This window comes from Acinetobacter sp. YH01006, from assembly GCF_013420445.1.
Classification (GTDB): domain Bacteria; phylum Pseudomonadota; class Gammaproteobacteria; order Pseudomonadales; family Moraxellaceae; genus Acinetobacter; species Acinetobacter pseudolwoffii.
Genome location: NZ_VOYB01000002.1, coordinates 114,902 through 135,937 on the forward strand (window position 1 = coordinate 114,902; position 21,036 = coordinate 135,937).

Annotated in this window: 19 protein-coding genes and 2 pseudogenes; 9 read left to right on the forward strand and 12 right to left on the reverse strand. The window is 42.9% G+C overall.

Annotation, left to right across the window (positions count from 1 at the left end; all coding sequences use genetic code 11):
* Window positions 1-78 precede the first annotated feature (78 nt).
* Genes FTT73_RS02110 through hrpA form a run of 3 tightly spaced genes read right to left on the reverse strand, consistent with a single transcriptional unit; the run spans window position 79 to window position 5,945 of the window.
* Window positions 79-855: a 1-acyl-sn-glycerol-3-phosphate acyltransferase gene (locus tag FTT73_RS02110; protein WP_100355380.1), complete on the reverse strand. Its 777-nt coding sequence runs from the start codon at window positions 853-855 to the stop codon at window positions 79-81.
* 26 nt (window positions 856-881) lie between these two features.
* Window positions 882-1,991, reverse strand: coding sequence for a beta-ketoacyl-ACP synthase III (locus FTT73_RS02115; protein WP_005170328.1), 1,110 nt, complete (start codon window positions 1,989-1,991; stop codon window positions 882-884).
* Window positions 1,992-2,021: 30 nt separating this feature from the next.
* On the reverse strand, window positions 2,022-5,945 hold the full coding sequence (gene hrpA, locus FTT73_RS02120; protein WP_180190933.1) for an ATP-dependent RNA helicase HrpA: 3,924 nt from the start codon (window positions 5,943-5,945) through the stop codon (window positions 2,022-2,024).
* Window positions 5,946-6,434: 489 nt separating this feature from the next.
* Here hrpA and ahpC point away from each other — a divergent pair, with 489 nt between their 5' ends.
* Together ahpC and FTT73_RS02130 are read left to right on the forward strand one after the other, a co-directional pair.
* The gene (gene ahpC, locus FTT73_RS02125) at window positions 6,435-6,998 is read left to right on the forward strand and encodes an alkyl hydroperoxide reductase subunit C (protein WP_005097370.1); all 564 of its coding nucleotides are present in this window, start codon (window positions 6,435-6,437) and stop codon (window positions 6,996-6,998) included.
* A gap of 304 nt (window positions 6,999-7,302) precedes the next feature.
* Window positions 7,303-7,509, forward strand: a complete 207-nt coding sequence (locus FTT73_RS02130) for a KTSC domain-containing protein (protein WP_100329913.1) — start codon at window positions 7,303-7,305, stop codon at window positions 7,507-7,509.
* Here the strand turns inward: FTT73_RS02130 and FTT73_RS02135 are convergent.
* Window positions 7,506-8,111 carry an O-methyltransferase gene (locus FTT73_RS02135; RefSeq protein WP_159138343.1) on the reverse strand — a complete coding sequence of 202 codons (606 nt, stop codon included), beginning with the start codon at window positions 8,109-8,111 and terminating at the stop codon, window positions 7,506-7,508. The two genes, FTT73_RS02130 and FTT73_RS02135, sit on opposite strands and share 4 nt — an antisense overlap.
* 23 nt (window positions 8,112-8,134) lie before the next feature.
* Window positions 8,135-8,353, reverse strand: coding sequence for a DUF1653 domain-containing protein (locus FTT73_RS02140; RefSeq protein WP_005097373.1), 219 nt, complete (start codon window positions 8,351-8,353; stop codon window positions 8,135-8,137).
* Between the two features lie 232 nt (window positions 8,354-8,585).
* Between FTT73_RS02140 and ahpF the strand changes: the two genes are divergently transcribed.
* From ahpF to FTT73_RS02155, 3 genes are all read left to right on the forward strand, one after another.
* Window positions 8,586-10,151, forward strand: coding sequence for an alkyl hydroperoxide reductase subunit F (ahpF, locus tag FTT73_RS02145; protein WP_180190934.1), 1,566 nt, complete (start codon window positions 8,586-8,588; stop codon window positions 10,149-10,151).
* 271 nt (window positions 10,152-10,422) lie between these two features.
* Window positions 10,423-10,671 (forward strand): hypothetical protein, encoded by a 249-nt coding sequence (locus tag FTT73_RS02150; RefSeq protein ID WP_005097376.1) that lies wholly within the window; start codon window positions 10,423-10,425, stop codon window positions 10,669-10,671.
* A 146-nt stretch (window positions 10,672-10,817) separates the two neighbouring features.
* Window positions 10,818-11,018: a hypothetical protein gene (locus FTT73_RS02155; RefSeq protein WP_005170312.1), complete on the forward strand. Its 201-nt coding sequence runs from the start codon at window positions 10,818-10,820 to the stop codon at window positions 11,016-11,018.
* Here FTT73_RS02155 and FTT73_RS02160 read toward each other — a convergent pair.
* Together FTT73_RS02160 and FTT73_RS02165 are read right to left on the reverse strand one after the other, a co-directional pair.
* Complete coding sequence (locus FTT73_RS02160) at window positions 11,002-11,640, reverse strand: LysE family transporter (RefSeq protein WP_159138587.1); 639 nt, start codon at window positions 11,638-11,640, stop codon at window positions 11,002-11,004. The two genes, FTT73_RS02155 and FTT73_RS02160, sit on opposite strands and share 17 nt — an antisense overlap.
* A 126-nt stretch (window positions 11,641-11,766) precedes the next feature.
* Window positions 11,767-12,333: an FxsA family protein gene (locus FTT73_RS02165; RefSeq protein WP_005170309.1), complete on the reverse strand. Its 567-nt coding sequence runs from the start codon at window positions 12,331-12,333 to the stop codon at window positions 11,767-11,769.
* Between the two features lie 125 nt (window positions 12,334-12,458).
* On the opposite strand from FTT73_RS02165, the gene ruvC reads away from it, so the two are divergent.
* Window positions 12,459-13,004: a crossover junction endodeoxyribonuclease RuvC gene (gene ruvC / locus FTT73_RS02170; RefSeq protein WP_004278925.1), complete on the forward strand. Its 546-nt coding sequence runs from the start codon at window positions 12,459-12,461 to the stop codon at window positions 13,002-13,004.
* Window positions 13,005-13,282: 278 nt separating this feature from the next.
* On the opposite strand, the gene FTT73_RS02175 is transcribed toward ruvC, so the two are convergent.
* Window positions 13,283-14,764, reverse strand: a complete 1,482-nt coding sequence (locus FTT73_RS02175; protein ID WP_180190935.1) for an NAD(P)H-hydrate dehydratase — start codon at window positions 14,762-14,764, stop codon at window positions 13,283-13,285.
* Window positions 14,765-14,787: 23 nt separating this feature from the next.
* Between FTT73_RS02175 and queG the strand changes: the two genes are divergently transcribed.
* From queG to bioB, 3 genes are all read left to right on the forward strand, one after another.
* On the forward strand, window positions 14,788-15,882 hold the full coding sequence (queG, locus tag FTT73_RS02180) for a tRNA epoxyqueuosine(34) reductase QueG (RefSeq protein ID WP_005097382.1): 1,095 nt from the start codon (window positions 14,788-14,790) through the stop codon (window positions 15,880-15,882).
* 109 nt (window positions 15,883-15,991) lie between these two features.
* Window positions 15,992-16,192, forward strand: a complete 201-nt coding sequence (locus tag FTT73_RS02185) for a hypothetical protein (protein ID WP_005097383.1) — start codon at window positions 15,992-15,994, stop codon at window positions 16,190-16,192.
* 138 nt (window positions 16,193-16,330) lie between these two features.
* The gene (bioB, locus tag FTT73_RS02190) at window positions 16,331-17,332 is read left to right on the forward strand and encodes a biotin synthase BioB (RefSeq protein WP_180190936.1); all 1,002 of its coding nucleotides are present in this window, start codon (window positions 16,331-16,333) and stop codon (window positions 17,330-17,332) included.
* Window positions 17,333-17,346: 14 nt separating this feature from the next.
* Here the strand turns inward: bioB and FTT73_RS02195 are convergent, their stop codons facing one another.
* The 4 genes and pseudogenes from FTT73_RS02195 to FTT73_RS02210 all read right to left on the reverse strand — a co-directional run bounded on the left by FTT73_RS02195 (window position 17,347) and on the right by FTT73_RS02210 (window position 21,019).
* Window positions 17,347-17,574 carry a hypothetical protein gene (locus FTT73_RS02195; RefSeq protein ID WP_074383544.1) on the reverse strand — a complete coding sequence of 76 codons (228 nt, stop codon included), beginning with the start codon at window positions 17,572-17,574 and terminating at the stop codon, window positions 17,347-17,349.
* A gap of 1,448 nt (window positions 17,575-19,022) precedes the next feature.
* Window positions 19,023-19,580 (reverse strand): annotated as a pseudogene (locus FTT73_RS02200) (metallophosphoesterase); the annotation flags it as partial.
* Between the two features lie 287 nt (window positions 19,581-19,867).
* Window positions 19,868-20,549 (reverse strand): annotated as a pseudogene (locus tag FTT73_RS02205) (IS66 family transposase); the annotation flags it as partial.
* 35 nt (window positions 20,550-20,584) lie between these two features.
* Window positions 20,585-21,019, reverse strand: coding sequence for an excinuclease (locus tag FTT73_RS02210; RefSeq protein WP_180190937.1), 435 nt, complete (start codon window positions 21,017-21,019; stop codon window positions 20,585-20,587).
* Window positions 21,020-21,036: the final 17 nt, after the last annotated feature.

The window sequence follows — 21,036 nt, forward strand, 5'->3', positions numbered from 1 at the left end:
TGGCAGTACTCGCACAATAAAACAGCACTGCAGGATGACTTCTAAATATAGCGCATCTCAATATGTCACAACTTGGATTTACAACGAGGATTCGGTTGCCTGCTGGTCTTGCTGACGCTGCACAGTGAGCGCTGCCAACCCCGTATAAATATGCTGTTGCAAGCTATGCCGAAACTCAACCAGCTCTTCTTGCGTCTGCACCTGAGCAATCGATAGTCGTGGCATAAACTGAAAATAAAAGGGCAAGCGTTTTGGCAACAGGTGTTTGGGCAGAGAAGGAATCACATCGCCCTGACGTAGTAATTTATTGAGTTGTGGTATTTTAAGTAGTGTTTGAAAATACTTATGCTGGATAATCTTATTGGCATTAAAGCCAATCTCATAGACCTCATCCGCACCGAGAGCGGCAAAAGGGACAAGATCATAGTTGAATTCTTGCGCCAGCTTTAAAAAGCCGTAACGCTGCTTCCAGATCAGCTGATACTGCTCACCCTGACGTTTGAGCACTTCACGACCGCCACCCGGAAAGACCAGAATGGAATAGCCTTGCTGCATTGCAGCACGCACATAGGCTTGTGTTCCATCAATGGCACCAAACTTTTTCACGGCTTCACGCCACAGCGGCACATAAAAATGGCTATGATCTGCAATACTGACCACAGCCACCTTATGTTCGTTGTAGAGGTAATCAATCAGCATCGGCGCATCAAAGATGCCATACATGGAATGATTACCGACATACATTGCAGGTCGACTGGCATCCATATACTCAGCCCCTAAAAATGTCGGGGTAAAATATAACTTGGAGAAGGCACTTAAACGCCTGATCCACTGCCCGTCATGCTTGGCCTGCAATCTGTCTACTCTCTATTTATTGCGGATCATGCCACACGTTTTTGAACCAGAATCGAACCCACTGAATAACCAGCACCGAATGAACAAAGTACGCCGTATTCACCATCTTCCACTTCATGGGCAGTGCGGTGTAATGCAATGATCACGCCTGCAGAAGAAGTATTGGCAAACTCGTTCAGAATCATCGGCACCAGACCAGGTTTGGCATTTTCTTTGCCAACCACCAGTTTCAGGATCAGTTCATTCATACTGGCATTGGCTTGATGGAGCCAGAAGCGTTTCACGCCAGTCGGTGCAATCTGATTCTTCTCCAGTTGCGCTGTAATCATTTTCGCAACCAGTGGGCAGACTTCTTTAAAGACCTTACGGCCATCCTGACGGAAACGCTTGTCATCAATGTCGGCATTTTCAGAGGTATTCAAGAAACCAAAGTTATTGCGGATGTTATTCGAAAACTGGGTGAACAACTCGGAATCCAGAATTTCAAAACCGGTTTTGCTTTCAGTGTTTTCAATAATTGAAGCGGTTGCCACATCACCAAAAATAAAGTGACAGTCACGTGAACGAAAATCGGTATGTGCAGAGGTAATTTCCACATTAACCAATAACACACGACGCGCACCAGCCTTAATCGCATCATAGGCCTGTTTCAGACCAAATGTTGCTGCCGAGCAGGCTACATTCATGTCATAGGCATAGCCTTTAATTCCTAAAGCGGTTTGAATCTCGATGGCAACGGCAGGATAAGCACGTTGCAAATTCGAGCATGACAAAATCACGATATCAATATCTTCAGCAGTTACGCCTGCATTTTCCATCGCCTGCTTGGCTGCGATTACACCCCATTCTGCTTGCAGTGAAATTTCATCATCTGCACGTTCAGGTAAATTCGGACGTAAACGTTTCGGATCTAGAATACCGCTTTTTTCCGCAACATAACGGCGTTGGACACCAGATGCCTTTTCAATAAATTCTGCACTAGAACCACGACGCGCTTCAATTTCGCCTGCAGCGATTTTGTCCGCATTTTCGTGATTAAACAGTTCCACATAAGCATTTAAACTTTCAACTAATTCTTCATTGGTGATGACATTTTCCGGATGGAACAAGCCAGTACCCGTAATGCGGATGCCCATGTAAAACTCCTTCTCTGAATTACCTATATCTTAACTGATTCCAAGACGATCCCATACTTTTTGCAAGCGAGTTGGAGACACGGGTGCTTTTGTTTTCATCGGTTGTGAAAACAATGAGATTCTTAACTCCTCGACCATGAAGTACAATTCTTTCAGACGAGGGTCATCTTTAAACTTGAACAATTTTTCCATCCATTGATCAATTTGGTCAATGGCGGAATTGTCCCTTTGTAGATTATTGGGCAAGCGGTCTAAACGCAAGATCAAGGCTTTCAAATAACGTGGAAATTCGATCCATACATCGGATGGTTTACGATATACAAAGTCAGAAAGACTCATTAAATCAAGTTGATCTTCAATATCATTGATATTTTTCTCAAACACAGAATGGTCTAAAACCAATAATTTCCGGCGGATTTCCTGCCACTGGATATAAATATCTGTGATCTCTTTCAGGGTAACTTGCCCATGACTTAAGAAAGATTTTTTTACATCTTCAACCAGTTTTTGGAACTCTTGCGCATTGACAGGTAGCTCATTCATGGACATTTGTAGTGTGGCATAAACTAACATTTGTTCTAGGTGGGCCTTGTCACCGAGTGGCGAATAAGCCAGTGCCAAAGGTTTGGATATCTGTTTTTTTAACTGGCGAATCAGGTCTCCCAGTTGCATATGTACCAGTCGGATCACCCCTTCACGATGTTTTTTGATCGCTTCCGCCTGATCGTTAAAGGTCTGAATCACCACGCCCGACTCATCTTTTTGCTCCAGTGCAGCAAAGGCTTTGGTCGGCACCAGCGCCTGATACTGCTTGACCACGACACCCGTGACTTTTTGTGAGGCTTCAAACACAAAACTTTCCGGGAAGGTTTTAAATTCACCTTTCAGCTGCTTGACCGGACTATGGGTTTCAGCCCGGCAACGTGCTTTCAGCTCTGACAAATCACGACCCTGTTCAATGACACGACCTTTTTCATCAGTGACTTTAATAAACGGTAACAGATACTGTTCGACCCGGTCAAAGCTGAAATCTTTCTCAGTGATTTGATCGCCACGTAACTGGAACGCCAGGAAACCAAAGATATGTTTCTGCAGATCCTGTACATCGACTTTTGCCATGAGTTTTCGTGCAGTATCTGGAATTGGCACCAGATTACGGCGCTTGTCCTTCGGCAAGCCTTTTAGCAATGCTTCAATCAGGTCCAGACGCCAGCCTGGAATTCCCCAGGACCAGATTGATTCATCTACCTGAGCCAAGGCTTGCAGTGGAATTTTAACTGTCGCGCCATCTTCATCATGACTCGGGTCAAAGCGATAGGTCGCTGCCAGACGAAGTTCACCATTACGTAAATAGTCAGGAAATTGCTGTGTGGTTGGACGGTCATTCAGCCATAATGCATCATCATCAACAAATAAATAACGTGGCTGCTGAGGCTCAACCGTAGCCCGCCAATCTTCAAAAGTACGGCGGCTGGCCACTTCAGCTGGCACTTTAGATGCATAGAACTGGTAAATGGTTTCTTCGTCTACCACCAGATCACGACGACGCAATTTATCCTCAACCCGTTCGACTTCTTCCAGTTTAAGCAAGTTATGCTTTAAAAATGGTGGACTAATACCGAGATGACCCGTAGTTAAAGCATCGCGTAAGAAAATTTCATGCGCCGCAGCCTGATCGACTTTTTCATAATTGATTGCTCGTTTTGGCTCAATGATCAGACCAAATAATGAAATCTGGTCATAAGCGTTCACCACACCGGCTTTTTTCGACCAGTGCGGTTCAAAATAATGATGCTTGAGCAGATCGCGGGCGGCTAGCAGTATCCATTCCGGTTCAATCTTGGCCAGAGTGCGTAAATACACTTGCGAGGTTTCCACCATCTCAAAAGCCATGACCCACGGCGTATTGCTCTTATGCAAAGTCGATGCCGGGAAAATCCGGGCTTTCTGCTGACGTACCGCCATAAACACATTACGTTCATCGGTCTTGTTGGCAATAAACGACAATAAGCCGGTGAGTAATGCACGATGCAGATTTTCATAACTGGCAGCTTTGTCATTAAATGACAGTTTTAGACCTTGAGCCAAGTCCACCAGTTGTTCATGGGTTTTTTTCCATTCACGTAAACGCAGCCAGCTCAAGAAATGATTCCGCGCAAATGTACGGCGTTTATTCTCACTCATACTTTCGCGATTGCCGTGCAATGTTTCCCAGAGTTTTATATAGAACAAAAAGTCAGAATCAGCTTCACGGAACAAGGCATGTTTCTGGTCGGCCTGCATTTGTTTGTCTGCAGGACGTTCACGCGGATCTTGCACCGCGAGCGCCGCAACAATAATCAAGACTTCGTTTAAAACACCAAAATGTGCGCCACCCAAAATCATACGGGCCAGACGTGGGTCAATCGGCATTTTTGCCATTTGCTGACCGATTTTGGTTAATCCACTGCTTTGAAGTCTCCCTTTCTCAAAGGGAGATTTAGAGGGATTTGCTTGATCATCTTCAGTTTTAGGAGAATTTTTCTCGGCCATTGCCCCCAACTCAATCAGCAACTTACGGCCATCATTCACCAGACGGTGATCCGGTGGTTCGATAAAATCGAAGTCCTCCAGCGAACCTAAACCCAGACTCTGCATCTGCAAAATCACCGATGCCAGATTGGTACGCTTGATTTCAGGTTCAGTAAATTCCGGACGGCTCAGAAAGTCGTCTTCTGAATACAGGCGGATACAAACACCGGGCGCAATACGACCACAACGACCTTTACGCTGATTGGCTGCAGCCTGAGAAACGGCTTCAATCGGCAGGCGCTGCACCCGTGAACGATAGTTATAACGTGAAATACGCGCAAAACCACTATCAATTACATAACGAATATTCGGTACAGTCAACGCTGTTTCCGCGACGTTGGTGGCAATAATAATACGTCGCCCACCACCGGAAGGATTAAAGATTTTTTGCTGCTCTGCCAAGGCTAAACGGGCAAATAAGGTTAAGACTTCAGTATGCCGTGGTCCATGCTTGATCAGGGTTTCCTGTAGCTCGCGAATTTCCTGTTCTGTACTGGCAAAAATCAGGATATCGGCATGTTCGGGATGGCCTTTTTCTTGTGCATCCTGAAAACATTCTTCTACCGCTTTAACCACAGCACGCGGCAAGTTTTCTTCGAAGTCATCAAATTCATCATCATCGCTGCCGCCAATGCTCATTTCCGAGATCGGGCGATAACGCAGTTCAACCGGGAAACTACGGCCTTCTACTTCAAAAATGGGTGCACCATTAAAGTAATTACTAAAACGGTTTACATCCAGTGTGGCAGACGTAATGATGACTTTCAGGTCTGGACGACGCGGCAGTAACTGCTTCAGATAGCCCATAATGAAGTCGATATTCAGCGAACGTTCATGTGCTTCATCAATAATAATGGTGTCATATTTGCTTAGGTAGCGGTCATGCGTCAGTTCGGCAAGCAGAATACCGTCAGTCATCAAGCGTACAATTGAATCTTGGGAACCCTGTTCAGTAAAACGCACTTTAAAGGAAATTGATTCCCCGAGTTTTTCGCCAACTTCTTCAGCAATACGCTGTGATACGCTTCGAGCCGCCAGTCGGCGTGGCTGGGTATGTCCAATCAGACCAGTCAGGCCGCGTCCAGCCAGCATGGCAATTTGCGGTAATTGTGTGGTTTTACCAGAACCGGTTTCGCCAGCCACAATAATCACCTGATGTCTTTGAATCGCGGCTATCAGCTTGTCAGCGTATTGGGTAACGGGCAAATCTTGATTCAGCTTGATGTCTGGAAGACGTTCCAGCCGTTGCCGCACTTTCAGATTGGATTTTTCAAATAGTTCCTGATACTGCTTGGCATTGGCATCTTTCCCCTTCTTCAGTCGATTTAAACGGTGACGGTCACGCGCCATTATCCATTGATCTACATTTAAATGACTCTGCACAGAGAAAACACCCACATCAAAAAACCGGAAAAGTTTATTTTACTTGGTTCATTGGCTTTCAGATAGTCGTAGTTCTGTTAAGTGCCGGACAAATTGGCTTTACTCGTCTCATTTCCCTTAATTCGGCGTAGCAAATCGAGCAAATTATCCCGCTACTATCACCTGTCCACATGATTAAGTTTAAGCATAAGCCTAATTTTCAAATTGATATCGAGAGTATTTTGAGGGAAATAGGATTTTTTTCCTGATCTGCCCTTGAATTTTTCAGTTTCAGCATCATGTTTGTTAGCACGAGGAAAAAGAGATAATTTTGTCATGAAGCCATCATCTTGATGCTGCTCAATGAACAAAGCTATTTTGTGAAAATGGAGAATTTTTATATGATTCGGTTTTTCCGATTTTTGTAATGTAAAAATACCATTTCACCAATAAAGTAAATTTCTATAAGCTAATTGAAATTCAAAACAAACCTCAATCATGGAGACAATGATGAGCTTAATTAATACTGAAGTTAAACCATTTAAAGCAACTGCATTCCAAAATGGCCAATTTATTGAAGTAACTGAAGCTGACCTTAAAGGCAAATGGTCTGTAGTATTCTTCTACCCAGCTGACTTCACTTTCGTTTGCCCAACTGAACTGGGTGACCTTGCTGACAACTACGCTGAATTCCAAAAATTAGGCGTTGAAATCTACTCAGTTTCTACTGACACACATTTCACACACAAAGCTTGGCACGATTCTTCAGAAGAAATCAAAAAAATCCAGTATGTAATGGTTGGTGATGCAAACTGGACGCTTGCTAAAAACTTTGACGTATTAATCGAAGCTGACGGCCTTGCTGATCGTGGTACTTTCGTCATCGATCCAGAAGGTAAAATCCAAATCGTTGAAATCAACGCCGGTGGTATCGGTCGTGATGCTCAAGAACTTCTTCGTAAAGTTAAAGCAGCTCAGTATGTACATGCTCACCCAGGCGAAGTTTGCCCAGCTAAATGGAAAGAAGGCGATGCAACTCTTGCTCCTTCAATCGACCTAGTGGGTAAAATCTAATTTTAATTAGATTAAACTGACTCAAAAAAACCACGCTCTTTAGCGTGGTTTTTTATAACTTTTGATTTGATTTATTTTAGAAGTAGTGTTTACACGCAGATTGAGTGTGTGTATTTATCCCGAAATTGCTTGAATCGTCTATTTCTTTGCGATCTATCAAACTGCGCTAAATAAGTTTCAATTTCTCGCTGCAGCTATTTTCTTACAATCCTCTGCCCATTCTTACAATATAGCTATACATCTACAGCACGGCATGGCATAAGTTCAAATGATAAGAAAATAAATATTCAGTGGAGGAACGCATATGCAAAAACTGCTTACAGTGATTTCATGGAAATATAATCCCTCAAGCCGCCACCTGAAAATCGTTTATAGTAATGGCCATACAGAGCTCTATCATCCTGTACCTGAATTTATTTATGACAACCTGCTCAGACGTGAAGATAAAGCTGCTTTCGTACATAAATATCTTGAATATAATTTACATTTCAATAAAGTCTGCATGGATTAAAACTCATGCGATTCACGATATCCGACCATCAGCAGACCCGCACCGACCGGTACAGTGCTGATGATAAAACGCTGATCTTGCTGAATCAGCTGAATAAACTCTTCCACTTCTGCTGCATGTGAAATGACATTATCCACCAGAAGTATCCCATCTTTTGGCTTGAGTAATCGAGCCAAATGCTTCCAATAGCCTAGATAGGCATCGCGCTCTGCATCCAGTAAAATAAAATCAAACTGTTGCTGTGAAGCTTCTAGATATTGCTGCGCATCCATCACTTTAAAATCAATAAGATGTTCAAAACCCAATGTATTTGCATAGTGTTTCGCTTGAGTGACACGTGCTTTATCTATTTCCAGTGTGGTTATCACTGCTTGGGTATGCTGAGCAGCTTCAGCTAACCATAAAGTCGAATAGCCTGTGGATGTACCGATTTCCAAAATATCTTTGGCTTGCTGGGCACGAATCAACATGGATAAAAATCGACCTGATTCTGGTTCTATATTGCGATATCGTTGCAGTCGATCTGTCTGCTTGAGATCATGCATATGAAATTTTTCATATAATTTATGCATGAATTTTTCAAATTCATCTGGATTTAGCATAGCCCCTCCCTGAGCCTTTTAGCTTAAAGCGCCTGAATTAATTTAAAGCGTTCCACTTCACGATCATCGTTGGTGGTAATGGTTTCAGTGAACATTGTTAAAGGGCGCACCCAAATCGAATAATCCCCATAGAGACATTGATAAACCACCAGCTTTTCTTCAGTTTCACTGTGCGTGGCGACATGTAATACCTGATAAAGCTGCCCTTTATAATGCTGATAAATTCCGCGCTGTAATTCCATGATTCAGCCCTCCTGTTATAGATGCCTAATACTAACTGGATTAAGCAAATATCAAGTTAAATTACTTGAAAATTCTTATTCTAACGCCATATAAAAATCTGAAATTAATGATACATTTTTCAATAAATCAGTAATTCCGATCGATACTATAAAAACAAACTGTTTCACCTATTTTGATTTATGCACTAATATCGCTTTATCAAATAAATATTTATTCCTTTGGAGCTTAGCAATGTTAGACCAAAATACTTCAGCCCAATTAAAAACACTACTCGAACGTCTGGAAAGCCCGATTGAACTGGTTGCGACTTTAAATGATTCCGACAAATCTGCAAAAATCAAAGAACTGGTTGAGGAAGTGGCTGCATTATCTGATTTAGTCACTGCACGCTTTGACGGTACAAACCAACGTGCTCCAAGCTTTGGTATTGCCAAAGCAGGTGAAGAGCCACGGGTCTACTTTGCAGGTCTGCCAATGGGGCATGAATTCACCTCACTGATTCTGGCTTTACTGCAAAGCTCTGGTTATGCACCGAAAGTATCTGCTGAAGTTTTAGAGTCGATTAAAGGCTTAGGAATCAAATCTGATTTTGATGTATTTGTATCACTCAGCTGCCATAACTGTCCGGATGTGGTTCAAGCCTTAAACCTGATTGCAATTTACAACCCGGGCACAACAGCCACCATGATTGATGGGGCCTTCTTCCAGGATGAAGTGGAAGAACGCAAAATCATGGCAGTTCCAATGGTGTTCCAGGACAACCAGCATATCGGTCAAGGTCGTATGACTTTGGAAGAAATCGTGGCAAAACTGGACACCAACTCTGCAGCAAAAGAGGCTGAAAAGCTCAATGCCAAAGACGCTTTTGATGTACTGGTGATTGGTGGTGGCCCCGCCGGGAATACCTCTGCGATCTATGCTGCACGTAAAGGCATTAAAACCGGTATCGTAGCTGAGCGCATGGGCGGTCAGGTCATGGACACCATGGACATCGAAAACTATACCTCGATTCAAAAAACCCAAGGACCTAAGTTTGCTGCTGAAATGGAAGCACACGTACGAGAATACGGTGTTGACATCATGAACCTGCAACGTGTATCTAACATCAAAGGTGCAGATGAAACAACGAATGGTCTGGTAGAAGTCACTTTAGAGAATGGTGCCAAACTTGAATCGAAAACCGTCATCCTGTCTACAGGTGCACGCTGGAGAGAAATGAACGTTCCGGGTGAGCAGGAATACAAAACCCGTGGTGTGGCCTACTGCCCACACTGTGATGGTCCATTGTTCAAAGGCAAACGTGTTGCGGTAATCGGTGGGGGTAACTCTGGTGTTGAAGCTGCGATTGATCTTGCAGGGATTGTAGAGCATGTGACTTTGGTTGAGTTTGATAGCAAGCTTCGTGCGGATCAGGTATTGCAAGACAAATTAACAAGCTTGCCAAACACCACGGTGATTAAAAATGCCTTGTCGACTGAAGTGGTGGGTGACGGTTCACAAGTGACTGCACTGAAATACAAAGACCGTGTAACAGATGAAGAGTACAGTGTTGAATTGGCTGGTATCTTCGTACAGATTGGTTTGTTGCCGAATACCGATTTCTTAAAAGCAACAGCGGTTGAATTGTCAAATCGTGGCGAGATCCTGATTAATGAGCGTAACGAAACCAATGTGAAAGGTGTATTTGCTGCCGGTGACTGTACCACTGTTCCGTATAAGCAGATCATCATCGCGACCGGTGAAGGTGCGAAAGCATCACTGTCTGCATTTGATTATATCATCCGTTCAGGTCAGTAATCCTTAACAAAACCCTAATAAAGCCCGCTTGAAGCGGGCTTTATTTTTCAATAACTACCGGTTTAGATTCAGTATATTTTATAAGCACTGCGTCCATTCATCTTCTTGCTAATCTTGCCATAAGCATGTCATTAATTTTGATTCTGTATAGATGGTCTGTAACTGTCGATAATCTCGTATTGCAAGCCTGTGAAAGCTCTCCTATGATAGGGTGATAAATCATCTTTCATGATCGAAGAATAAAAAAGGATAACATCCTGGGAGAAGAACAATGCACTACCAATATCAATGTGCCTGCTGCGAAAAAGTAGTGGAATCTACAGAAAAATCATGTCCAGATTGCGGTTCGCATCATATTCGCAGTCCTTTTGGCTTCTGGATTTTGTGTCTGGTGGCCTGTCTTGCTACAGCGATCGTATTTAAAGTGGTGCACGTCTATGTGCAATCACAACAACAAGAAGTTCCCGTACAACACTCTATACTCGATGTTTTACAAGAAGAAAATAAAGGCCTTCGTTAATTTTATTTAGCTCTGATTGAGAGACCTGTTCCGAAAAACAGGTCTTTTTTTATGGTGCTTTAATACCAATATCGCTATGCAGAAAAACAGCTTCATAGCTGCCAGATTTGATTTACAATAGCAATTCTTGGAATGGGAGATATGCAATGGTTCAGTTAATTAAAAAAGGTGGATTACGCGAGCGTGCCAACCGTAGCCTTAGCTATCAGGGTTCTGAAAATACCGAAACCAGCTTAAGACCCAACCGCTATCAAACAGCGATTAAAACACAAGAAAATTTAGTGTCTTCTTCACTTAAACCCACCGAATCCACTTTGGATGATCATCCAGTTAATTCATCAAAATAAGCGCGTCATACCATAACCATAACGCAAAGAGTAAAAATAGCCCGCCTGAAACGATATCAATATAACTCCCTGAACGCTGATACAGAGCTTTAATTTTCGGCTGTGAAATCAGCAACATGAGTAAAGCGAAAGTTATAAAAGTCTGCAAGGGAATAATCACCGCGAGTTGTGCTTTCAGATATTCCGAGGCTGATGAACTCAGTGCCAGTGAAAATACGCTGCTAAAATAGATCAGCGTTTTAGGATTAGAGAGGTTGGTCCATAGACCCAACATAAAGTAATTTTCGGGTTGTGCCAGTTCATTGGAATCATCTTCGGGCTGATGTTTATTCCTAAAACTGCGCACACCACCCTTGAGCATTGTCCAGCCCATTTTTGCCAGAAATATTCCACCGAGCAGCATCAAGACCTGCTGGACCCATGGAAATTGCTCGATTAAAACGGTAAATCCGGCCAGTGTCAGTACCACCCACACGATAATACCGGCCGAAATACCTGCAATAATTTTCAGGGCATTTTGGCGTGTGGTAGATGCAGCACTTTTGGCGATCAGTAGAATATCAGGGCCAGGACTTAGTTGAGCAACAAAATGTAGAAGGCAGATGGTAAAAAGCAGAGACATTAAAATAGCGTTAAATTATAAAAAATGATTATAACGTTTGTTCAAACTAATGAGAATATTCCAATAAAAAACCGAATCATCAGATTCGGTTTAAATACAACCTTTTGAACTTTGCAGATGGATATCTTATTTTGGATTGATATCTTTCATTTCAATTTTTTTCGCTTCAGGCTTCACTTCACGCGCTTCACCATCAATGATGGTTGAATCACCACGACCTGCTTGCTGGTTTTGCATATCCTGCATTTGACGCATCATCTCGGCAAAGGGGTTCTGGCCTTGCGCCCCCCCCATATCGCCCATCATGCCACCCATCATTTTTTCCATCATGGCCTGCTGACGTTTCATCATCGCCTTCATCATGGCAGCTTTAAATACCTGCTGCACGGCTGGAATCAGCATTAATACCGCCAGTACATCGCTAATTAAGCCAGGAAGAAGCAGGAAGAAGCCTGCTAAAATTTTAGGTAAATTTCCTGTTAATGCAGGATCTGCATTCATCTGCCCCATTTGCATTTGCTGCATCTGTGGCATCACACCGGCCGAATATTTACGGATCAGGTTCATACCAATAAAAAATGCAGCGACAAACCAGAAAAATACGTACCACATGCTCCCGACGAGGTCACCCACGCCAATCCAGACAAATACTTCTAGGATTAAGCCTGCAAGGATAATAAGAAATAATTTCATGAAAATTAATCTAATCTCAGTAAAATAAATAATAGGATGATGTAATCAACTGCTTCATCAGGATCAAGCTTTTTTGATACGCTTATGTAACAATATGGGCATTATTCTATTTTTAAAGTGCAGGCATGTCATTAATTATTGGGATTGACCCCGGTTCTCGTTTAACCGGTTACGGAATTATCGAAAAAGACGGCTCCAAACTGACTTTTGTCGATGCCGGTACGATCCGCACAGAAACCACGGAAATGCCTGAACGTTTAAAACGAATTTTTGCCGGTGTAGAGCGGATTGTAAAATTTTATGGCCCAACAGAAGCCGCGGTAGAACAGGTCTTTATGGCACAAAACCCGGACTCTGCCTTGAAACTGGGTCAGGCCCGTGGTGCTGCTGTTGCCGCGCTGGTCAATCTGGATTTAAAAGTTGCTGAATATACGGCGCGCCAGATCAAGCAGTCTGTAGTGGGTTATGGCGCTGCCGATAAAGAGCAGGTACAGATGATGGTGATGAATATTTTAAAACTCAGCATCAAACCGCAACAGGATGCCGCCGATGCACTGGCGGCTGCCATTTGTCATGCACATGCCTCAGGTAGTATGAGTAAAATGGCGGTACTCAATGCTTTGGGCGGCATGGCACGTGGCCGCAGTCGGGTCAGCAGCCGTCGTCGTTAATGTTTAGCGCCGTATTTTAAAGCCTTGAATACCTAAGTCGGATTGCAGATGCTCTGGAATAATTGCTTGTCCGATTGCAGAAGCAGGCCCTTTGCCAACTTCGTGCAATCATTTCCTGAAGCGGTGAATCTGCGCCAACAATAACAGCCTCAACTTCGCCACTACTTAAATTTTTCACCTAGCCTTTTAAATCGAGTGCCACAGCCTGCTCAGCAAACCAGTAGCGCTAACCCACACCTTGCACTTGGCCTGAAATTTTCAGCTTGATTGCAGACAGATTAGCCGCCTTCACGATTAACCACCTGATAAATTGCATGTTTCATGTCCTGCGCCTGCAAACCACGTTCGCCGTTTTTGGCCAGTTCATCCCCTGCCAGTGCATGCAGCGTCACAATTTCATGCAAATGAATCGATTGAGCAAATTGTGCCTTTAGACTGGCAATCATCCCGGCCAGCACATCCCCCATGCCGCCTGTTCCCATACCCGCATTCCCGGCAGTGCAAATATACAGCTGTTGTTCCAGAATCAGACTGCCTGAACCTTTTAGCACCCATTGCCCGCCATACTTCTGCCTTAAGGCATGAATCGCTTGAATCCGATCTGTTTCAATGTCCAAGGTTTTACAATCAAGTAAAGTTGCCGCTTCACCCGGATGCGGTGTAGTGTAAGTTTTAGAATTTAATTGTTGCGGCTGTTTGGCTAAAAACCACAATGCATCTGCATCTAAAACAATGTCTAAGTCTGAATTTTGAATGAGATTAAACCATGCCTGATATTGGTCTTTTGCCCATTGATCACGTCCCAAGCCCATACCAAAACAGACTGCATCGACCTGCTGAATTAAGGCTGTGCGCTGCTCTATGTTGAGAGCATTAATATCACGCAGCATAATATTCGGCGCACGAGACAAAATGGCGGTATGGTGTTTCGCATCACAGACAATGGTGACCTTACCTGCTCCGGCAGCAAATGCCGCTTCTGCTGCCATAATCACTGCTCCGCCCATTTCAGCATGCCCCCCCACCACCAGCACATGACCATAACTGCCTTTATGACCAAAGGCTTCACGTTTCGGTAATTTAATCTGCTGTGAGGAAAGTTTGGCAACTGGTTGCAGTTCGGCATCAACTGGAATGGCAGAAATCAGTTCAACCTTAGCGGCATATTCCTTAGCTTGTCCGGTAAACAGTCCTGCCTTTAAGCCCAAAACCGTATACGTAAAATCCGCTTTAACCGCAATAGGCAAAGGCTGACCGGTATTGGCATGCAGTCCACTCGGTATATCAACCGCGATTTTGAGACCTTTCTGGTCATTGATCAATTGGATGATGGATTGCCAGTTCGCATCCAGCTCACGATTTAAACCAATGCCAAATAAGGCATCGATATAAGCGTCATATTCATGCTTAAACTGAAAATGCGGCCCTACTTTCAATCCAGCATCCAGCGCTTCTTGCCAAGCTTTGGCCAAGTCCACTGATTGACCTTTTTCAGCCGCATAAATATCTACATCGAAACCGGCCTGTTTTAAATATTTTGCAATCAGATAACCATCACCAGCATTATTGCCCTGACCACAACACACCGCTATTTTCTGTATATTTTTTTCTTTAAATAGCACGCTCAGACGCTGTGTGACTGACCAAGCCACCTGCTGCATCAAACCATAGGAACTATTTTGCTGCTGAAACCAACGCTGCTCCCATGCTTGAATACTTTGGCTATGATAAACAGGGCTATGGTAAACTTGTTGCTGCATTTTTTATTCCCTGTCTTTGGTTTATGACAACTCCCGATTCTTACGCACAAATTCAAGTCTATCAACAAGATCCAGCCGAGCTAAAAGCCTGGATTAAAGCGCAGGCGCTAGAATTGGGGTTTTCTGATTGTGTCATTGCCAAACCAGATGCTCAAGCAGAATTAGCGCGCTTACAGGAATATCTGGATCGTGGCTATCATGGCGACATGAAATTTCTGGAAGATAATCTGGAAAAACGTGCCAATCCTGCCTTACTTGTCCCCGGCACGCGCAGCATTATCTGCGTGCGTATGGATTATCTGGTCGAGACTCCAAAGCCACGTTACGTTCCGTATGCACCCAATTCCGCGATTATTGCGCGTTATGCCCGTGGCCGGGATTATCACAAGATCATGCGCGGTCGGCTAAAAACCTTGGCGACAAAAATCCGAGAAAAAGTTGGCGATTTTGAATCACGCCCTTTTGCCGATTCTGCACCCATTTTTGAAAAATCACTGGCTGAAAGTGCTGGCATGGGCTGGACAGGTAAACATACCCTGCTGATTCATAAAAAGTCTGGTTCTTTCTTTGTGCTTGGAGAGCTATTTACTTCTCTGGACCTCCCTTTTGATGCGCCTGCCAGTAAACATTGTGGTTCCTGTACGGCCTGTATCGACATCTGTCCAACTCAGGCCATTGTCGAGCCCTATATGCTGGATGCACGGCGATGTATAGCTTACTTAACCATTGAATATAAAGGTATTATTCCAGAAGATTTGCGCCGCGGAATTGGTAACCGGGTTTTTGGTTGTGACGATTGCCAGCTAATTTGTCCTTGGAACAGTTTTGCCCAAATCACCCCGGTAGAAGATTTTCATCCACGACATGGTCTGGATCAGGTCAGCTTGCTAGATTTATGGCAATGGGATGAAACCACCTTTTTAAGTGCGACCGAAGGCAGTCCAATGCGCCGTACAGGTTATCAAAGCTTCATGCGCAATATCGCAATTGGTCTGGGCAATGCACCTTTTGATGAAAAGATTGTTTACGCTTTACAACATCAACGGGCATTACATGACGAAATTGTGCAGGTGCATATTGATTGGGCGATTCAGGAACAGTTGACCAAAACAGCATAAATTTTCAATTTATTACTTCGGCTCACTCGATCTCTTATAAGGCTTACACAATATTTGATCACTTTATGTCATAAAGAAAGAGATGAAAAAATGACGAGAGGGATTGAAGATGCAAGAGCAAGATAAAAAACAGCAACAGCACGAACAGCTAGATCAGCTTAAACAGCAGAAGCAACAACAGCAGCAGCCCCAACATGGGCCAATCGATTCTCCTAAGAACAATCAGCATGAGCAGGATGAACGAGTGCTGAACAAGCAGCATCGTGACGATCTGCAAAATCAGAATATTCATGGGGGTCATCGTGAATAAAAAATTTCAGGTATAATGACAAAGTCCACCCCGTGTGGGCTTTGTTTGTTATAGAAGGTCATATTTTGCTAGTGAGGCAGACACACATTTTTATTAAGATGAGGTGAATGATAAATAAGCACAAACAAGGACAGATATATGAACACGAGTAATGCAGTACGCAATGATTGGTCACGTGAAGAAATACAGGCACTGTATCAGCAGCCTTTAATGGATTTATTGTTTCAGGCGCAACAGGTTCATCGTGAGCACTTCAATGCCAATACAGTTCAGGTCAGCACCCTCCTCTCGATCAAAACAGGCAAATGCCCTGAAGACTGCAAATACTGTTCACAATCTGCGCATTATGATTCCAAGCTAGAAGCTGAAAAACGTATCGCGGTCGATAAAGTCATTCAGGAGGCTAAACAGGCACTGGCTTCTGGAAGCTCTCGTTTCTGTATGGGCGCTGCATGGCGTAACCCGCATGAGCGCGATATGCCTTATGTTCTGGAAATGGTGCAGGAAGTTAAAGCACTCGGTCTGGAAACCTGTATGACACTGGGCATGTTGAATGCATCCCAAGCAGAACGTTTGAAAGATGCCGGTCTGGATTATTACAACCACAATCTGGATACTTCTCGTGAATATTATTCACATATCATCAGTACCCGAAGCTTTGATGACCGTCTCGATACTTTGGATCATGTGCGTCAAGCCGGTTTAAAAGTATGTAGTGGCGGTATTGTCGGACTGGGCGAAAGCCGTAATGACCGGATTGGTTTATTATATGAACTTGCCACGCTGGTCATTCACCCTGAATCTGTACCGATCAATATGCTGGTTCCAATTGAAGGCACACCAATGGCAGATGTAGAAAAACTGGATGTCATTGAATGGATTCGTACCATTGCAGTGGCGCGCCTCTTGATGCCAAAAAGCTACATCCGCCTCTCTGCGGGCCGTGAATCGTTAACCGATTCAGATCAGGCTCTGGCATTTATGGCCGGTGCCAATTCCATTTTCTCGGGTGAAAAACTTTTGACCACCCCAAATACTGCCCAAGGTCGTGACCAGCAGCTATTTGAGAAATTAGGTCTGGTTGCAGAGCAGCCTAAACCAAGTGTACGTGCATTGGCGACCGATGCGATGGCAGGCTAAACAATAGGAGTGAATTAAGTCGCTGAAAAGTTATGTGCAGTAATCAGTATGCCATAGCGGGCATTCAGATAATCTCCAACTCTGATTTGATCCATTCCATTGGCATGATGCACCACCAACTCCTGAGTGATTGCATCATAGCTAAAAGACTCATAACTGTCTTGATGCAGACTAAGCCAATGCAGCGTATCTGCCAGATTGCTGTCTACGATATAGGTATCTGCATGAAAATTTTTGCTCATATGCCCGATCATCAGCTTGGAATTTCACTCTAATTTTAACGGAAATTAGCCAAGTATAAGCATAAAAAAAGTGAGCCCTCGCTCACTTTTTTTTGTAAAACATCAGTCCTTATTGATCCCACACTTACGACACTCCCTGTGTTCCCCGATTTCCTGCATTTGCTCGTACTCATAGATATGCAAGCAAAATAATTTTCTTAATAGCTGAAGCATCTTGAAACTCCTGTTTAATCATTTTTTTAATACGCTTCTTAAGATATTCCTTCCTGAAACATCATGATTTCTGACTAAAAAATCATCTCTTATTTATTAGCATAATTTTCTCAGTTGTAAAATGCATTTCATCTACTTTTCATCTTATTTCCTGATATTTTTTTGAAGTGCATCACAGTCCATTCATAAATATAAACTTTTTTCCTGAGGTAAAATTCTTCTAGATAAAAAATCCTCAAGAATGGCTCATAAAACTCATCTATTGAAGCCAGACCTCTTTTTTATAAGTTGATGCAAATATTGCCTAATTTTTATTTAAGTGTAATAGTTAAATTATCGTCAATGGTAAAATCATAAGCATTACGACAATACGAAATTAGTTTTTCAAATCGATTGAATATCTGCTCATTTAATTGTTTTTATTGGAAAAATCCTTTCCACTCCGAAGCAGGTATGTCTTTGAATAGACGATAACAAAATACTGGCAATATATGCTTTTCTATCGACTGATACTCTTTCTTATAAGTTTTATCAGTTCATACAGCTTGCTTTGTCTTCATCCATTTAATCAGTAAATTACCAAACAATAGGTTCTCTTTTTGTTGAGCTTTCAATAACTTCTCATTTTTAGTTTTTAAAATGAGTTCACCATTTTAATACTTAATGGCCATTGAACATGCTTCTCTGACTGAGATTACTGGATAAGTCCCAAGCTATGTCCATTTACCAAGTGTATTCTTAAACCGCAACTGCCATGATTTTTACCTGTTACAACGACTTTTAAATACAAACCCATAATATCCGAAACCCTATACTCTAATTCTTTAGGTTTTAACACTGCAAATTGGGTATCTGTGAGCAATTTAGATTTAGCAATAAAATTATGATTTTCCTAGATTAAACTAGGCTCCTGTATCCTGAGTTATATTTTAAATTTATGATACAAACAAGGATACGAATAGGGTGTTTTTCTACGAGTCTACCTGAGTATTCTTAAGACATACAAAAACCCTTAACTCTTTTAGAGTTAAGGGTTTAGATCTTATATAAAGCTATATAAATATAAAATTTGGTGGGCCCAGACGGACAACAACACTCTCCTACCCTATTGTTTTTATTACACTAATTAATATTAAAAAATTACAGGATACAAGCTAGGATACATGATTCAAGTGTTTATTTTTTGATCAATCGAACTTTTTTCACCACCAAACTCCCCTACCACATCGTCAGATTCATTGGATTTTTACAATACAAAGTTTTTTGGTAAAAAAGGAACCAACATCAATATAATGGCAATTATCGATTTGAGTATGCTCTTTTACAATGGTATGACCTAAATATATTTCATCAATATTTTCGACAACATCATAGTGAGCGGAATGCTGACGAATTCGTCCTCTCCCCCACAGCGCGTTCGTATAAGCAGAACTGACACCTAAAATCTTGTAGTCACCTTGTGCAATATCGTGCTTAAAGGCATTCCAATCATGAATATCAATATCAGCATGAACAATACCTACCTTTTTATTTTTCAGCTCAACTTCAATCACCAATGGTAACTTTGCTAACTAATCAATAATTCGCTGTCGTGTCTTTTGAAATTGTCTATAAAACCATGCTCCCCCATTCATTGCATGCATATCTTTCATTTTAGGATCATGCTGTCCTCGAATACACATTTCTTCATGATTACCGCGCACAGTCAAAAACCATTTTTGATCGAGTAATGAAAGACATTCTAAATTTTCAGTACCTCTGTCGATGAGATCTCCTGTGCAGATGAGCAAATCATTAGACCTCTTGCGAAAGTATCATTTTACCTAATTTTTGGGTGGTGTTTCCGCTCGTTCAACTTAACGATCGTTACGCAGATTCACATGTGTTCACCATACCGATTATCTAGCCCTTGTCCGGCTATGGCTGCCAGAAGGGTATGCCTCTCACGATTGATACCCCGCACCTTGCGGTGCCTCGTTACATTGTCGAAGGCACTCTTTATTCAGCCATCTAGATTCACCCGGTGACACGGGTGGTTCCCGCAGGGGGAATAACTTCATTAAGCGACTTCGTGTCGCACCTCAATCCAATTATTGTCTATAGGCAAATTGCCATCATCCAGATAGCGGCTTAAAGCTGGCCAACGCTTCAAAGTGTAATTGATCGCCTTAGCGGTGGGAGAACTCGATGGCACCGTCAGATAATGTTGGTTGAGCCATTCATACAGTTGTTGCATCACCGCTTGACTGTGCTGTTGTCGATATTCGCTGCGCTGTTCTGCTGTACCATCGGTCTTTTTCCTGAGTTCGGCTTCTATCGCATACAGTTTCTGAATCAGCACTAATGCCTGTTCAGCGACCTGACTTTTCCCAGTCACATGCAGTTCATGGAATTTACGACGCGCATGGGCCATGCAGCCCGTCTCAATGACCTGGCCTGATTTAAAGCGTGCTTTATAACCACTGTAATCATCACAGACCAGATGGCCCTGCCAGCCATTCAGGAACTCTTCAGCATGCTGGCCAGAACGGCTATCCTAAAAGTCATAAATCGCGACTTGAATTAGATTATATTGGGTTGTTGCATAAGCCCAAACATAACCTTTCTTCGTTTTTTTATCATTCACACCCATCCGAATGATGGTGACCGGTGTTTCAACTGCATGCAAGCACATGCTGTTGCAGCACCACCTCTTTTAAAGCATTGGCCAGAGGTTCCAGTTCCACACCGCAGCGACCTATCCAGTCAGATAAGGTCTTTCTCTTGTTTATAGAAAGACCCAGCCCACTAGATCACATTAGAATTTTACCAAATCCCCTTTCAACGCCACACCCGCCATAGCTGTGCCTTTCGCGCATTGGTAGGTGGTGGTACTCCGTGTTTCATTCGACTTATAGAAACTCACCAGATTAGTCACAGCATTTGCACCATTGGCTTTGGCAGTATTTTGGAATTGAATCAATGCTGAACGAAGTACATGATCACATGAAGTTTCCGCAGATTTGGCAAAACCATTGGTCTTTTTATTGGTCACTAAGCCCTTTTCAATCACCTTGCCGCCCGACTTGGTTCCAGCCAAATAAAACTTCACTGAACCATCGAGTACCCCATCTGCAACAGCACGGTTTACAGCTTCTTGAAACTTAAAATCATACATTCTGTCTGCAGCTTGAGCTGATGCAATCGCACCTAAAGACAACACAGCGACTGCACAGATTTTTTTGAATAACATTGTTCTACCCTTATCTT

Bases quoted from the DNA above. Each gene is read 5' to 3' on its own strand.
- FTT73_RS02115 (WP_005170328.1), bottom strand. From the start codon at position 1,991: ATGGGCATCCGCATTACGGGTACTGGCTTGTTCCATCCGGAAAATGTC.
- ahpC (WP_005097370.1), top strand. From the start codon at position 6,435: ATGAGCTTAATTAATACTGAAGTTAAACCATTTAAAGCAACTGCATTC.
- FTT73_RS02130 (WP_100329913.1), top strand. From the start codon at position 7,303: ATGCAAAAACTGCTTACAGTGATTTCATGGAAATATAATCCCTCAAGC.
- FTT73_RS02135 (WP_159138343.1), bottom strand. From the start codon at position 8,111: ATGCTAAATCCAGATGAATTTGAAAAATTCATGCATAAATTATATGAA.
- FTT73_RS02140 (WP_005097373.1), bottom strand. From the start codon at position 8,353: ATGGAATTACAGCGCGGAATTTATCAGCATTATAAAGGGCAGCTTTAT.
- ahpF (WP_180190934.1), top strand. From the start codon at position 8,586: ATGTTAGACCAAAATACTTCAGCCCAATTAAAAACACTACTCGAACGT.
- FTT73_RS02150 (WP_005097376.1), top strand. From the start codon at position 10,423: ATGCACTACCAATATCAATGTGCCTGCTGCGAAAAAGTAGTGGAATCT.
- FTT73_RS02155 (WP_005170312.1), top strand. From the start codon at position 10,818: ATGGTTCAGTTAATTAAAAAAGGTGGATTACGCGAGCGTGCCAACCGT.
- FTT73_RS02160 (WP_159138587.1), bottom strand. From the start codon at position 11,640: ATGTCTCTGCTTTTTACCATCTGCCTTCTACATTTTGTTGCTCAACTA.
- FTT73_RS02165 (WP_005170309.1), bottom strand. From the start codon at position 12,333: ATGAAATTATTTCTTATTATCCTTGCAGGCTTAATCCTAGAAGTATTT.
- ruvC (WP_004278925.1), top strand. From the start codon at position 12,459: ATGTCATTAATTATTGGGATTGACCCCGGTTCTCGTTTAACCGGTTAC.
- FTT73_RS02175 (WP_180190935.1), bottom strand. From the start codon at position 14,764: ATGCAGCAACAAGTTTACCATAGCCCTGTTTATCATAGCCAAAGTATT.
- queG (WP_005097382.1), top strand. From the start codon at position 14,788: ATGACAACTCCCGATTCTTACGCACAAATTCAAGTCTATCAACAAGAT.
- FTT73_RS02185 (WP_005097383.1), top strand. From the start codon at position 15,992: ATGCAAGAGCAAGATAAAAAACAGCAACAGCACGAACAGCTAGATCAG.
- bioB (WP_180190936.1), top strand. From the start codon at position 16,331: ATGAACACGAGTAATGCAGTACGCAATGATTGGTCACGTGAAGAAATA.
- FTT73_RS02195 (WP_074383544.1), bottom strand. From the start codon at position 17,574: ATGAGCAAAAATTTTCATGCAGATACCTATATCGTAGACAGCAATCTG.
- FTT73_RS02210 (WP_180190937.1), bottom strand. From the start codon at position 21,019: ATGTTATTCAAAAAAATCTGTGCAGTCGCTGTGTTGTCTTTAGGTGCG.